Origin of the sequence: Thiocapsa roseopersicina (assembly GCF_900106925.1) — a bacterium.
Classification (GTDB): Bacteria; Pseudomonadota; Gammaproteobacteria; order Chromatiales; family Chromatiaceae; genus Thiocapsa; species Thiocapsa roseopersicina.
On the sequence record NZ_FNNZ01000005.1, the window covers coordinates 180,791 to 195,163 of the forward strand.

Here is a 14,373-nt window from a genome sequence, read left to right on the forward strand (position 1 = left end):
CATTATGCTGCGCCGCTCTCCGCCGGAGGAGCCCGATCGCTCGCCTTCGGCTTCGCAGTCCGCATCACTGGAGCTTCGCCAATGGATTTCACGACCCGGCATCGCCTGACGCTCGACGACGGTCCCGTCGTCTATCGAAAAGCGGCCGACGGCAAACCACCGCTTGTGCTGATCCATGGCTGGGGCGGATCGTCCGGGCATTGGCAGCACACCCCCGAGCACCTCTCGGGCGTGCGCGATCTCTATGCGCTGGACCTGCCCGGCCACGGAGAGACCCCCGCGCGCCCCGGCGCGACCGGGCCGGAGACGTCGGCACGTCTGGTCATCGCCTTTGCCGACAGGCTGGGCCTGGAGCGCTTCGATCTGAATGGCCATTCCTGGGGTGCCGCCGTCGCGATCCTGATCGCGGCACGCTGGCCCGAGCGGGTGGATCGGCTCGTCCTGACCAGCTTAGGCACGACCCGCAACGCATTGGAGCGTTTCGCCTTGACGCAAGCCTACCATCAGATGACTTTGGCAATGGCGCTTTGGCGGCCCTGGCTGGCCATGTCCCGTCCGTGGCACGCGCTCTCGCGTCCGGCGATCGACTGGTTCGGCGCTCAACCGCTGGTGTACCGCGCGATCGCCGGTCACGTCCTGCATCGGCTCCCCGAGGACGACGAGACGGTCCGTGTCGGCGTAAGAGAGTTTTTGAGCACGGATCCGCTCAGCGCGCTGGAGTGTGCGATCGGCGCCGGCAGCCCGGCCTTCCTGACCGCCTTGGAGACGATGGCGACGCCGACCCTGTTGGTCAACGCGGACGCGGATGCCGTAATGCCGCCATCCGGTGCTCGCGCCCTTGCGGCAAGGATCCGCAACGTCCGGGAGGCTCGGCTCGACGACTGTGGCCACCTGCCGATGATCGAGCAACCCGAGGCATATCACCGACTGGTGCGCGAGTTCCTCGCCGCGACGGCACTCGACCCGCAATCGAGCAAAAACCCCGACGCCGGATGATCCGCGCGGCTCAAACGGCATGCAGGCCCGACGCGACCACGGACTAAAGATGATGGTACAGATGGGCCAACTGACGGTCGACCTGCTGCTGTTTGACCAGCCGTGAACGCCCGAGGATCTCCAGAAGCTCGGTGCAGGACGGACCTTGCTTATCGAGATAGTCGATGGAGAGCACCAAATTCTGACTCACGATGATCTCGTTGCCGACGGGATCGACGAGCTTCTCGGCCGCAAAATCGACCGACTCACCGTCGTGATATTTATCCGCGAGCACCGCAAGCAGCTCTTGTTTCTGGGCTTGCGACAAATGCGGAAAGGTTCGATTGAAGTAGAAGAGGCCATGACGAGCGAAGTGGAGCTCGCTCTTGACCTTGTAGCTGTTCCATTGCTGCCGATACACGAGAAGTAGATCGGTCAGGTCGTTCGGACTCTTGATCTGGTGCTGAGGCTTGCCGAAACACCGAACGAAAGCCCCCGGCGAGCAGTCGAACACAAGGTCGTCGCAGCAGCGGATCTGCCGGCCCGAGCTCACCGCCGAGCGCAAAGACGACAAGGAGCAGAGGTTGAAATAGGCCGAGAGATTCTCGTACTTATCCTTGAGCTGGTCGCTGAAATAGCTTTCGCGGCCGTATCTATGGCGGCCGATAAGTCGACCCAACACCTCTGGAATCATAGCCGTGGCGTCCGAAACACACCGACCTGCAGCACACCGAGACCCGCTAGCCTAGCGGAACCGAGCCGGAAAAGCACTTCCAGCCCAACCCTCACACGTTGCGAGGTCGGCGAAGCCGATCAAGCGCCGCAACGCCCCATTGAACGACTTGGTCAGGGCTCGGATGGGGCGGCGTCCCTGCCGTATACCCGAACGCAATTGCGTCCCGCGGATTTCGCGGCATAGAGCGCTTGGTCGGCACGATCAACGAGAGCGCCAAGGTTTTCGACACCGCGCTCGCGCGTCGCCACGCCGAGGCTTGCAGTGATCGGGATCGGCCCTTCCGTGGTCTCTATGTCGCGCTCGAGAAGCGCCAGGCGCAGTCGCTCGGCGAGTCGTTCGGCCTCTTGGGCGTTGGTCTCGGGGCACAGCGCCACCAGCTCCTCGCCCCCGTAACGGGCCAGGAGGTCCGACACGCGAACCGCACGAAGCCGCTCGGCAATAGCTTTGAGGACCTGATCGCCGACGCCGTGCCCGTAGGTATCGTTGACCTGCTTGAAGTGATCGATGTCGATCATGATCACCGCAATCGGGTTGGAATAGCGTTTGGCACGGTCAAACTCGACCTCTGCAAGCTCGGAAAACCGACGGCGGTTGAGCAGCTCGGTCAGGGGATCCGTATCGGCCAGGGCCCGCACCTGCTGGAACAAGCGAGAATTGATGTCACGCTCGCGGCGTAGGTTCTGCTCGGTCTCCTGAAGCTTCACGAAGGTGCGGGCGTTGGAGATCGCCAAACCGCAGAGATTCGAGATCGCCAGGCCGAGATTCAGATATTGATCCCGATAGGCCGGAAACGGGATCTCGCGCACCAGTATCAGCCCCAATACGGCATCCTTGTAGTCGATCCGGAGGAAAAAACCGTTCCCGGACGGCATAATCAGATAACCCTCATGCAGCGCATCGATCGCCTGCTGGAGATCCAGGCGATCCCGAGGTCGCTCCTCCGCAGCGAAGATCTCCTTGACCCGTCCCTCCTCCACCTGGGCATACACCAGGTTGGTGCACCCGAAGAGCATCGCGAAGAGCTCCTGAATCGCCGCGATCGTGGCCTCCTCGTCGGTGATGTGCGACAAGCGAACCAGAAGGTCGAAGGCCATGGCGTAATCGGCGACCTTGCGGTTGGCCTGCGCCAGAACCTCTTGGGTCTTCGCCTCCGCGGCGAGATTGCGCCACTTGGCGATGGCACCGGAGAGAAAGAGCCTCAGATAATCCAATCCGACATAGCGGCTGCGGCACGGTAGGCCCAGATACCCGGCCAGCGCCTCGAGCTCCCCGAGGGCATGCGCGTCGCTGCCCGTATCCAGGAGCAGAAGCTCGCGCGTGCACTCTCGGAAAAACTCACCCGCCGTCTCCCGATCGAAGCCCATGCCGCGCAGGTGCTCGCGCCACTGCTTGAGCCAGCCGGCCGTGACGAGATAGGCACCGCCTTGTATCTCGGGCTCAAGGACATCGCTCCCGGCCAAGAGGTGAATGCAGTGGTCGAGCTTCACCAGGTGCACGCGCGGATCCGGCGGCGCCGCACGCGTCTCGGCATCGCACCCGAGGAGCACCAAGGCGCCGTCGGAACCTTCGGGCGGCGGGGTCTCGCGTGCATCCGCGAGGTTGCATCGTCCGGGACGCAGCGTGCAGACGGCGGGGTAAGCCTGGACGCGCACGCCTTCCTCGCCGAGGCCCGCCAGCGCGGTCTCGACATCCTGTCGAAAATGGCTACAGACCCTCAGACAAAGCGTTTCCGCCACGGTCAGCTCCGGGGGTCCTTCAACGGCTGCGCGCTCGGGGACTCGCGGGAGATATCGAGCGGATAGGTTCCCCAGCGATGGACCGCCTCGGAGATCGCCAGCAGCGTATCTTCCGGAACCTGGTAGGGGATCTCGCCGTGGTTGTCGGACAGGATGAATCCGCCGCCGTGACCGGCCGCGGCGATTGCCGCCCTGACCTGCGCCTCGGCCTGCTGCGGTGTCCAACGACGCATCTCGATTCCGTTGAGGTTGCCGAGCAACGCCATCTTGCCGGCCGTACGTTGCTTGAGTGCAGCAAGATCGTCGAGCATGCTGACCCCGATAACCGCCGCACCGGTGCGGGGGAGATCGTCCAGGATCGGCATGCAGCGACCGGAGGCGAAATGCATTGCCACCGGTCCATTGATCGCGGCGAGGGTGCGCATCGCGACCTGAAGCCCGGTCCTGCGAAAGTGCTCGGGCGAAACGATGGTCGAGGAGGAGATCGGGTCGAAATAACAGATGGCCGTGGCACCCGCGGCCAACTGGGCGTTCGCCCATTGGATACAGAATGCCTCGTTCAGACGCATCAGGCGCTCGAAGAGGTCCGGCTGCTCGAACATGAGGTTGAGGTAGGGCTCGAACCCCATCTGCATCACCGGCACCGAGAAGGGCGACATGACCACGCCGATGATGGGGGTCTCCTCGCCGCCTGCCGCTTTGAGCCCACGGGTGGCCTCCAGCACCTTGACCAGACAGGGCGAATCGGCGACCTGCGGCGGCTCCAGCGCGCGGATTTGCTCCGGCGTCCGAATCATGGGCCGGCCGGCGTTGGGCGGGCCGTCGTCGGTATAGAGCACATCCCCGCCCCACGCCTCGGTCTCAACCGACGCGTAGAAGAAGGTATAGAAGCAATCGTTGCGTTACTTGCGACGCAGACGCAGCTGCCCCTCGATCACATACTCAGGCCGCGAGAAATAGGTCTCGATGGAGAGTCCGAGCTCTTGCGCACCGTGCATGGTGAGCAAGAGAAACAGCGGAACCCGATCCGGCTCCCGGTGGCCGAGCGTGGTCAGCACGCGCTCGAGGGAGGTCATGGGTCGAGTGCTCATGAGCGATACTCCTTCGGCAGATGATCAAGGAGCTTACGCACCACGGCGACGCCCTCGGCGGCGGTCGCGGCCATGGCGTCGGCGCCGACCTCCCGCCACAGCTCGGTGTCGAAACGAAAGGGCGCGCCGCCCACCAGGATGAACGGACGACAACCGGCCCGATCCAACGCCTCTCGAACCGTTTTGATATGGAGCGCGGAGGGGAGCATCAAGACCGAGATCAGCAGCACGACGATGCCGTCGCGAACGACCCGACTGACCAGAGCCTCTCCGTCGACGGTTCCGTAGTCCTTCAGCTCGTAACCGCTGGCGCGCAGGACCGAATACACCATACGTTTTCCGAGCAGGTGATAGTCGTCGAGCACCGCGATCGCCATCGGAGGCTGATCCACTCGACCCGGATCGGACGGAGGCAGGATGGCGTCGACCATCTCCTCGCACATCCGACCGCTCATATAGACCTGCGACAGCGAAACCTCGCCGCGCTCCCATAGGTCTCCGATGCGCTCGAGAGACGGCACGACCAGGCGCTCGACGACATCGAGCCGGGCATCGGCCGCGGTCGAGCCTTCGAGCGTACGCTTCGCCGCGACGCGATCCATCGCCAGCAGTGCGTTGAGGAAGGTCTCGACCGGTTCCGACTGAGTCATTGCTGCTTTCTCGACCTTTAGGTAGAGCATCACGTCGTGGTATCGCCAAGCACTCCCGGCATGAACGGCCGGTTCGCCTGGCGGCACGCAGGGAAGGTTTCGGCCATATTACCGGAAATCGATCTTTTCCCCCTCGAGGTGACCAGCCGGGGACCATCGCAAGGCGAAGAACCCACGCGGATCGAATATTCCAGGAAAGTCATTGCGCCTTGTCAGGGAAAAGGCGACTCATCTGAACTAGTCTGCTAGACCGTAAAGGGGCGGGCGGCAGCGGTAGTGCATGTCCGGACCACGACCGGGCGCAGACCCGGCCCCAGCTCACCTTCCGGAGCAACATCATGCGAGCCTCGATCGGCGTCCTCGCCGGCCTTCTTCTCATCGCACTCTTCAGCGCAAGCTCCGCTGCCCGGGATACCTGGCCGACACCGCCCGCAACCGCCGTTCCGCCTCCCCAGATCTCGGGTCCGCTGCAAGGCGGCACCGCCGATCACACCAAATTCGACCAGCTTAAAGGGCCGTTCAGCTCAGGGCCCGAGGTCACCGTCGCCTGTCTGGGCTGCCATACCGAAGCCGGCGATCACTTCATGCGCAACATCCACTGGACCTGGTCCTACACCAACGAGGAGACCGGCCAACAGCTCGGCAAGCGCTATCTGATCAACAACTTCTGCACCAATTCGCGCGGGAACGAAGGCATGTGCGCCCAATGTCATGCCGGCTACGGGTGGAAGGACGAGAACTTCGACTTCACCGACGAGACCAATATCGACTGTCTGGTCTGCCACGAGACCACCGGCACCTATTACAAGACGCCGAACAGCGCCGGCAATGCGGCCTGCTCGGTAATGTTCGAGGGCAAGCCGCCGATCGATCTGGCTGCGGTCGCACAGAGCGTGACGCTCCCACAACGCGCCAACTGCGGGGCCTGTCACTTCAACGGCGGCGGCGGCGACAACGTCAAGCATGGCGACCTCTCCTCGGCCCTAAAGAGCCCGCCGAGGACACTCGACGTCCACATGGGTGTCGACGGTCTGAACTTCGCCTGCACCGCCTGCCACATCACCAACCGCCATGTCTGGGCCGGCAGCCGCTACCAAGTCGTCTCCAAGGACACCGAGGGCACGGGCAAGCCGGGCCAGCGCACCGACGTGGCCACCTGCGAGTCCTGTCACGGTCTGTCGCCGCATCCGGTGGACTCGCTCGCAGGCTTCAAGCTCAACGATCACGTGCAGAGCATCGCCTGCCAGACCTGCCACATCCCCGAGATCGCACGCGGCGGGGTTGCAACCGTCGTCGATTGGGATTGGCGCACCGCGGGCAAGACCAAGGACGGCGAGGGCTATCACGAGGAAGGCTACATTCAGGGCAACGGCAACCACCGTTACACCTACAAGTCGATCAAAGGCAACTTCACCTTCGACGAAAACTTTCCTCCGAGCTACGGCTGGTTCGATGGCCAGATGCTCTACACCACCATCGACACCAAGTTCGACCCGCAGGCCGAATCCATCGAGATCAACGGATTCACCGGCTCGCGCGAGGATCCGAAATCCCGGATCTGGCCGTTCAAACGTATGCACACCTGGCAGCCCTACGACAAAGGCAACGGCACCCTGGTCTACACCCATCTGTGGGGTGAGGACGATGCCGCCTACTGGGGCAACTACGACATGGGCAAGTCCATCGCCAAGGGCATGGCCGATTTCGGACTGCCCTATTCAGGCGAGTTCGGCTTCATCCAGACCATCTCCTGGTGGCCGATCACCCACATGGTCGCACCCAAGGAGCAGGCACTGGGTTGCGGCGACTGCCATGCCCCGACCGGCAGCCGTTTGGCCTCGGTCGAGGGCGTCTACATGCCGGGACGCGACCATAACCGCTGGCTCGACATCATCGGGACGCTTCTGGTCGCCGGCACCCTGGGCGGCATCCTCATCCACGGCCTGGTTCGCTTCTTCTCGCCGTCCCATGGCTCCAAGGGAGAGCAGCACTGATGGCCACACGCCGCGTCAAGATCTTCAGCCTCTTCGAGCGCTTCTGGCACTGGTCCCAGATGCTGCTCATCGTCACACTCTTGATCACGGGCTTCGGGCTGCACGGCTTCCATGATGTCTTCACCTTCGAAGAGGCCGTCACCCTGCATACCTCGGCCGCCTTCGCGTTGCTCCTGCTGTGGATCTTCAGCATCTTCTGGCTCTTTACGACACGCACATGGCGCCACTTCATCCCGTCCGCATCGGGGATGTGGGGGGTCCTGCGCTTTTACAGCTACGGCATCTTCAAAGGCGAGCGCCACCCCTATCGCAAGGCGTATTGGCGCAAGCACAACCCCTTGCAGGCGCTGGCCTACCTCATGCTGAAGATCGTGCTGTTTCCGGCGATCTGGATCACCGGGCTCGCCTATCTCTTCTACTTCGCGTGGCGCGACGTGCCTCATGCCACGCAATGGCTCAACGGCGTCGCCGTGGTGCACACGGCCGCGGCCTTCATGATCCTTGCGTTCGTGCTCATCCATGTCTACATGCTCACCATCGGCCACTCCTTCCGCGAGCATCTGATGCCGATGATCAACGGCTTCGACGAGGTGGATCTCTCCCCGGAGGAAGAGGCCTATCTGAGCAAGGATCAGCCGGGGGACATCCGCTGATCGGAAATCCGGCAGTCGCCGGCGCGTAGGTGCGAATTTATTCGCACCTACGCGCCGGTTCGTGCGAATGAATTCCCGCCGACGCCCCGGATCGTGCGAATAAATTCGCACCTACGCGCTGGATCCGAGCTGTCCGTCGGCAGCTGAGCCTGGATCGAAAGCCCTCGTTTGCTCCCACGCCCGAAGTCCGCACCCCGCCCTAGGCACCCACGACACCCCGGGTGATCGCGAACCCTCGGGGTCCGGCCGATGCGGATGCCAAATGCGCCGGACGGCGGTTAGAATGCACCCGGTCAAGCGCCTCTCATCCCGACCTGCGGATATCCCACATGAAGTTAGTCTCCAAGCTGTTGTTGCTGATCTGTGTCTTTGCGCTTCCGGTCGCGGCGGCGCAAACCCGGCAACCCGTCCCCGACCCGCCCCAAGTCGCCGCCAAGGGCTATCTGCTGCTTGATTTCAACAGCGGGCAGATCCTCGCCGAGATGAACGCGGACGAGCGTCTGGAGCCGGCGAGCCTGACCAAGATCATGACGGGCTACGTGGTGTTCCGCGAGATCGCTGCGGGCAAGGTCGCCTTGACCGACAACGCCTACGTCAGCGAGCGGGCCTGGCGCACCGGCGGCTCCAAGATGTTCATCGAGGTCGGCAAGCAGGTCGCCATCCAGGATCTCTTGATGGGCATGATCGTTCAGTCCGGCAACGATGCCAGCGTCGCACTGGCCGAGCATGTCGGAGGCAGCGTCGAGGCCTTTGCGGATCTCATGAACGCCCATGCGCAGCGGCTCGGGATGACCGGCAGCCACTTCACCAACCCGCACGGCCTGCCCGATCCGGAGCTCTACATCACCGCGCGCGACATCGCCACCGTCGCCATGGCGATCATCCGCGAGTTCCCCGAGTTCTACACCTGGTACAGCTCGCGCGAGTTCACCTTCAACGGGATCACGCAGCAAAACCGCAATCCCATGCTGCGTCGCGACGAGACCGCGGACGGGGTGAAGACCGGCTATACCCAGGCCGCCGGTTACTGCCTGGTGTCCTCTTCCAAGCGCGACGACATGCGCCTCGTCTCCGTCGTGATGGGATCGCCCACGCCCAACGCGCGGGCCGAAGCCAGTCTTGCCCTGATGAATTACGGCTTTCGCTTCTACGAGAGCCATCGCCTGTATCCCGCCGACGAAGCGGTCGAGACGTTGCGCGTGTGGATGGGCGACAAGGAAATGCTGTCCGTCGGCCCGGAGGCGGATGTCTTCGCGACCTTCCAGCGCGGGCGTTACCCGGAGCTCGCCGCGCGCCTGGAAAAGGCGGAGGATGGCCTGACCGCACCGATCGCTCGCGGTGAACAGGTCGGCGAGATCGTGGTCATGCTCGGCGAGGAGGAGATCAATCGGGTGCCTTTGGTTGCACTCGAAGACGTCGGCAAGGGCGGTCTTTGGCAGATGGCCAAGGACAGCGTTCTCAAATTGTTCTGATCGGGTCAGGCCGGTATGCAGGTGCGAGATGGCTGAATCCAAGCCCCCGTCGAGACCGATCCCAGCGCGGGAGCAGGCCCCGAGACCGGACATGTCCGAGTCCGGCAGGTCCGACCCCGACGCATCCGAGACCGTCTTCGTCTTTCCCTGCCGTTTTCCGATCAAGGCGATGGGGCTCGCGGATACGCGCTTCGAGGCACTGGTGATCGAGATCGTGAGCCGGCATGCACCGCGGCCCGAGGCGGCGGACGTGAGCGCCCGCTTGAGCAGCGGCGGCAAGTGGATCTCGGTGACCCTGACCATCCAGGCGGAAAGCCGCGCGCAGCTCGATGCCATCTATTGCGATCTCACGGCCCACGAGTCGATCGTCTGGGTGATTTAAACCGCGCCCGATGTGGTATGCGTCGTGTGTTGGATTGGCTGAGCCGCGCGAGCTCCGACGACTGTCGGAGCTCGCGCGGTTTAAAGTACTAAAAATATTAAATTTTGAACCACGCCGCCAAAAAGGTCGGAAAAATCCTTGAGCCCGACACAACATGAAAACGACGCACTTCACTCTGGACGCGGTGTTAGCGCGGAAAGCGATGGCCCGCGTCCGCTCTTGGTGCGTCGCCTGCCGGGCTATCGGGACTATCTTCCGACCTTGGAGGCGATGCGCGGATTCACCGATCTGCGCGGCCCCGACACCCCCGACGAGCTCTGGCTGCTCGAGCACCCGCCCGTCTTCACGCTCGGTCAAGCCGGCCGCGAGGAGCATCTGCTGGATCCCGGCGCCATCCCGGTCATCAAGGTCGACCGTGGGGGGCAGGTTACCTACCACGGCCCCGGACAGCTGGTCGTCTATGTCCTGCTCGATCTGCGCCGTGCCGGACTCGGCGTCAAGCGGTTGGTCGGCCTCCTGGAGCAGGCCGTCATCGATCTGCTCGCGACCCTGGACGTGACGGCCGAGCGCCGGGCGGATGCGCCCGGCGTCTATGTCGCGGGCGCCAAGATCGCCTCGCTCGGTCTGCGCATTCGCAACGGCTGCAGCTATCACGGACTCGCCCTGAACGTGAACCTGGATCTTGGCCCCTTCGGTCGGATCAATCCCTGCGGTTACCCCGGCCTTGCCGTCACCCGGCTGTTGGATCTGGTCCCGGGCGTGTCGATACCCGAGATCGAGGCCGGCTTGGTCCGGTTGCTCGCCGCATCGCTCGGAATGACGGCGACGCCGCGCGTGGTTTAAACCGCGTCCAGAGCGAGAGGCTCACCTTCGAGTGAGCTCGACGGCTGGTACATCCACGGCCCTTAGCGGTGACGCGGTTTAAAATTATATACTTTTTAATATGTTAAACCGCGCCAGCTCCGACAGTTGTCGGAGCTGGCGCGGCCAAGCCAATCCAACAAACAACGCATACCGCACCGGGCGCGGTTTAATGCAGGGTTCGGGGCGGCTCCCGTTCACCGTCCTTCACGGGCAGCAAATCGACAAACCTCCCCTTGACCTCGGTGAAATGCTGAAACTCCGGTCGGCCGAAGGTGCGCTGCGTCTGCGAGGCACCCTTCGGCTCGATCGGGATCTGGGTGACCCAGAGTCCGTGTCGGGTCTCGAGTGCGAAGGAGGCGACGTCCAAGCGGTAGGGGGAGGCGCCGATCGAGCCGTATTCCTCGATGATCTCCTTGAACTGCCCGACCTTGCTCGGCGGCAAGGACCAGGCTTCCATGATCATGAAGATAAAGTCCGCCTCGTGCAGCTCGGCGAGGCGGCGAATCACGGCAGCCGCGGCATCCTTCTCCTCGTCCGAGGCCGTGCTCAGCAGGACCGGAAAAGTCTCTCCGGTCGTGAGGTTTCCGACGAACGCGAAGGGGCTCAGGCTCTCGCCGCGTTCGAGGATCTCCCTGGTCGTGTCGATCAGCGGGGTAATGATGTCGAGATAGCTTGCGGGAAGTGCGCTCATCGGGAGATGCCTCGAATCAATTCACGCCGGCGACCGGACGCATCTCCTTGTCGCACACACCGCCGACGGCGGCCGTGCGTGTCGTGGCGCTTCCGCGGCAGGACTCGCCTCGATCCTGGATGCTGCAGACGATCTCCACGGGCCTGCCGGACGAGAGCCAGCTCGGTGTCGTGCGATAGCGTCCGACGTTGCCCGAACGGCAGCCGCTCGGGATCCCGTAAGGCGGACAGGACTTGGGCTCGCGCAGCGAGACCTTGCGCCCGTCGACGATGAAGCCCGGAAAATTGTTCTCGGTGCGCACGATATCGCGCTCCGGGGTCTCCTCGAAGCGGAATTCCTCGAACCGATAGCCATCTCCGCTCGCCGCTCCGACCTTGATCCGGGTGTTGGCGATCAGGGCGAAATCGTCGCCGTTGCGCGCGACCGCGCCTGTCATGTATTCAACGCGGTCGTGCGTGGGGAAGCATTTGCCCATGGCGGGCGCGTGATAGTAGTGGCGCATCGAGGTCAGGTCGGCCAGACGATTGTCCGGAAAGACCGACTGCAGATCGCGCTCGCTGCCGAAGAGGATGCGCTCGGCGTCCCCGACCGACTGGGTGTACATGGCCTGGAGCTTGGCATAGCGATCGTTGTCTGCGAGGTCGGGGCGCAGGTAGCAAGCGGTGAGCCCGGAGATCTGGGTCAGGTACTCGTCCCAGATGTTGTACTGGGACACCGAGGAGGAGACGCCCTGGAAGTCACCCGGGAAATCGCACCCCTGACGGCCCTGACATTGGCCGACCGCGCGGTTGCGGATCGAGAGCACGATAATGTTGCGCTCGCAGGCCCCGTAGGCGTTGCAGCCGCGTTCGAGATGGCCCTCGTAGATGGCCGTACGCATGACGTAGTCGAGATGCTTGGCGCGCGCGAGCGTGGCCTCGGAGCCGAGCCGGCCATTGCCTCGGATGAAGTCGCCCCAGGCCCGGTCGAGTGCGGCGCGGCGGCCGGTCAGGTTGCGATTCGCACTCTCGCATTGGCTCGACGCATGGAAGCTGCGCACGATGCGGTCGAGCTCGCTCGTACCGCCCGGGTTGCCGGCTCGGCCACTCGAAGGCGGATCGAAGAAGGGGGCCTTTTCGAGCGCATAGAGCTCACGCACGTTGATGACGTTCTTCACGCTGGAAGGGCAGTGATGGTTTTGAACCTTCATCGACTTGCGCGCCGCGACGGCACTCCTGAAACGCTCGGTATCGCTTCGGCCCGCCTTCCTCGGATCGACGACGACCTCGAATCCCACGAACGGCGTCCCGGAGCCGTCGGTCAAGGGCTTGCCGTTTCGGATCATCAGGCAGGGGATCACGGAGGTGCCTTGCGTCAGGGTTCCGGCGGGGGATTTCGCGCCGGAGCGCGCGAAGCTGTCGGCGTTGTAGTAGGGCACCTCCATCGGGCCGTTGAACTTGTAGAGGGTCATGACCGGGGTTGCCGGGATGGCCGCCTGAACGGGGATGGACGCGGCTAGCGCAAGTGCGCCGAGCAGGTAACGCATTCTTTGGCTCCTGAGATGGATGGGTTGGTGTGCAGGTGTTCGCACTTAAACCGCGCCCGGCGGGGCATGCGGTGTTCTTGGATGGGATCGGCCCCGGCAGACTTGACGACCGCTGGAGCCTGCGCGGTTTAAGATATTCAAAAATCTATCATTTTAAATCGCGTCCCCGCTAAGGGTTGTGGATGCACCAAACGTCGAGCTCACTCGACGACGAGCATCTCGCTCGGGACGCGGTTTAGATCAAAGCCTCCCGGCTCGCTTGATCGCGAGATAGCGCTCCACCATTGCACCCGGCAGCTGCGCAGGCAGAAGATCGAGGATCTCGACGCCGAGATGGCGCAAACGTTCCCGATGGTGTCGCCGCGTGGCGAGCCAGCCGTGCACGGCGTGGAAACGCAGCGCCCCCGGCAGATCTGCGATCTCGGTCTCCAGACTCCGGTCGAGTGCCGACTCGCGCAGGTCAGCGATCATCAGCAGATGATGCCGTCGCAGCAGGCGTGCTGCACGCTCCATACCGGACTGATCCTCGTCGCGGCTGTTGGTGATCATCACCACCAAGGCCCGTCGCGGCATCCGGTGCAGCAGCTCGCGCGCCGCCTGCAGCGGATCGGAAGCCTCGAGGCTCGGCTGGACGTCGTACACCCGTTCGCGCAGCCGACGCATGGTCTGCGCATCTTTGCGCGGTGCGCACCAGCGTCGCGCCCCGCCATAGGTCATGAGTCCCACGGAATCGCCGTGTGCGAGGGCGACGAAGGCGACCGTCAGCAGTGCACTCAATGCCTCGTCCAGATGGGAGCGCCCAGCATCGCGATGGCGCATCCGGCGCCCCGTATCGAGCAGGAAGACGAGATGTCGGTCGCGCTCGTCCTCGTACTCTCGGGCGATAAGCTTACGCATCCGCGCCGTCGCCTTCCAGTCGATCCGTCGTAAACCATCGCCCTGATGGTAGCCGCGCAGTTGATGGAACTCCGCCCCTTCGCCGCGTCTCGGTCGGCGTCGCCCCCCGGCAGCGGCGCGCCGATCCTGCATCGCGGGCAGGACATCGCGACCGATTCGGGCAAGATTCGGGAAGACCCGCAGGGTCGTCGACAGGGTCGGAGTGCGTCGACCGACCCACAGCCCGAGCGGCGAGCTCAAGGCGATCTCGCAGCCCGGGATGGTAAAGCTCCCGCGCTCCGACGGGGTCAGGCGATAGTCGATCCGTGCGGTTGCGCCGGCCCCGAGAGCGACCTCGCACGGCAGGCCGCTCACCGCAAATGCACTCGGATGCAGGTCATGGAGACGAAACCGAAGGTGTCGGGCCGAGGGGTTGGTCAGCGTCAGTCGAACCCGGCCAGGCGCACCGAGCAACAGGATACCGTGGGTACGGCCGCGCAGCTCGGGCGAGGGCAGCCGGGCGAGGGCCAGGAGGTCGGCCGCGGGAAACACCCCCAGCAGGAGACCGATGCCTTGCCAGACGTGGCCGGCCTGCGGGAGCCAGACGGCGGCCAGGCCCGTTGCGGTCCAGCCGGCGAGTGCGAAGACCAACGGGGTGCGTGGTCTCATGCCGAGCCAGATCGCAAGCGATCGGGGGTCGCTTCGCGTAAGCGCAGTCTCCTCGACCG

Annotated in this window: 13 protein-coding genes and 1 pseudogene; 6 read left to right on the forward strand and 8 right to left on the reverse strand. The window is 63.9% G+C overall.

Going from position 1 to position 14,373, the window contains the following annotated elements:
• Window positions 1-81 precede the first annotated feature (81 nt).
• Window positions 82-996, forward strand: a complete 915-nt coding sequence (locus BLV04_RS07910; RefSeq protein ID WP_093029795.1) for an alpha/beta fold hydrolase — start codon at window positions 82-84, stop codon at window positions 994-996.
• Between the two features lie 43 nt (window positions 997-1,039).
• On the opposite strand, the gene BLV04_RS07915 is transcribed toward BLV04_RS07910, so the two are convergent.
• The 5 genes and pseudogenes from BLV04_RS07915 to BLV04_RS07930 all read right to left on the reverse strand — a co-directional run bounded on the left by BLV04_RS07915 (window position 1,040) and on the right by BLV04_RS07930 (window position 5,188).
• A complete protein-coding gene (locus BLV04_RS07915) occupies window positions 1,040-1,669 on the reverse strand; it encodes a hypothetical protein (RefSeq protein WP_093029797.1) in 630 nt (209 codons plus the stop codon).
• A 152-nt stretch (window positions 1,670-1,821) separates the two neighbouring features.
• On the reverse strand, window positions 1,822-3,447 hold the full coding sequence (locus BLV04_RS07920) for a diguanylate cyclase (RefSeq protein WP_175534539.1): 1,626 nt from the start codon (window positions 3,445-3,447) through the stop codon (window positions 1,822-1,824).
• 2 nt (window positions 3,448-3,449) lie between these two features.
• Window positions 3,450-4,331, reverse strand: a pseudogene (locus tag BLV04_RS07925) (uroporphyrinogen decarboxylase family protein); the annotation flags it as partial.
• 18 nt (window positions 4,332-4,349) lie between these two features.
• The gene (locus BLV04_RS25560; protein ID WP_245731785.1) at window positions 4,350-4,538 is read right to left on the reverse strand and encodes a hypothetical protein; all 189 of its coding nucleotides are present in this window, start codon (window positions 4,536-4,538) and stop codon (window positions 4,350-4,352) included.
• Entirely contained in the window at window positions 4,535-5,188 is a 654-nt protein-coding gene (locus tag BLV04_RS07930; RefSeq protein ID WP_093029801.1) for a cobalamin B12-binding domain-containing protein, read from the reverse strand. The genes BLV04_RS25560 and BLV04_RS07930 overlap by 4 nt, the downstream gene beginning before the upstream one ends.
• Window positions 5,189-5,526: 338 nt before the next feature.
• Between BLV04_RS07930 and BLV04_RS07935 the strand changes: the two genes are divergently transcribed.
• The 5 genes from BLV04_RS07935 (at window position 5,527) to lipB (ending at window position 10,532) form a co-directional block, all read left to right on the forward strand.
• Entirely contained in the window at window positions 5,527-7,182 is a 1,656-nt protein-coding gene (locus tag BLV04_RS07935) for a tetrathionate reductase family octaheme c-type cytochrome (RefSeq protein WP_093029803.1), read from the forward strand.
• A complete protein-coding gene (locus tag BLV04_RS07940) occupies window positions 7,182-7,835 on the forward strand; it encodes a cytochrome b/b6 domain-containing protein (protein WP_093029805.1) in 654 nt (217 codons plus the stop codon). Before BLV04_RS07935 ends, BLV04_RS07940 begins: the two co-directional genes overlap by 1 nt.
• Window positions 7,836-8,164: 329 nt before the next feature.
• Window positions 8,165-9,307 carry a D-alanyl-D-alanine carboxypeptidase family protein gene (locus BLV04_RS07945; protein ID WP_093029807.1) on the forward strand — a complete coding sequence of 381 codons (1,143 nt, stop codon included), beginning with the start codon at window positions 8,165-8,167 and terminating at the stop codon, window positions 9,305-9,307.
• Between the two features lie 91 nt (window positions 9,308-9,398).
• Window positions 9,399-9,689, forward strand: a complete 291-nt coding sequence (locus tag BLV04_RS07950) for a YbeD family protein (protein ID WP_093029809.1) — start codon at window positions 9,399-9,401, stop codon at window positions 9,687-9,689.
• A 219-nt stretch (window positions 9,690-9,908) separates the two neighbouring features.
• Window positions 9,909-10,532, forward strand: a complete 624-nt coding sequence (lipB, locus tag BLV04_RS07955) for a lipoyl(octanoyl) transferase LipB (protein WP_093029811.1) — start codon at window positions 9,909-9,911, stop codon at window positions 10,530-10,532.
• A 187-nt stretch (window positions 10,533-10,719) separates the two neighbouring features.
• On the opposite strand, the gene BLV04_RS07960 is transcribed toward lipB, so the two are convergent.
• The 3 genes from BLV04_RS07960 to BLV04_RS07970 all read right to left on the reverse strand — a co-directional run bounded on the left by BLV04_RS07960 (window position 10,720) and on the right by BLV04_RS07970 (window position 14,314).
• Complete coding sequence (locus BLV04_RS07960; protein ID WP_093029813.1) at window positions 10,720-11,244, reverse strand: hypothetical protein; 525 nt, start codon at window positions 11,242-11,244, stop codon at window positions 10,720-10,722.
• Window positions 11,245-11,260: 16 nt separating this feature from the next.
• Window positions 11,261-12,769, reverse strand: a complete 1,509-nt coding sequence (locus tag BLV04_RS07965; protein WP_093029815.1) for a hypothetical protein — start codon at window positions 12,767-12,769, stop codon at window positions 11,261-11,263.
• 240 nt (window positions 12,770-13,009) lie between these two features.
• Window positions 13,010-14,314 carry a DUF58 domain-containing protein gene (locus BLV04_RS07970; RefSeq protein ID WP_093029903.1) on the reverse strand — a complete coding sequence of 435 codons (1,305 nt, stop codon included), beginning with the start codon at window positions 14,312-14,314 and terminating at the stop codon, window positions 13,010-13,012.
• Window positions 14,315-14,373: the final 59 nt, after the last annotated feature.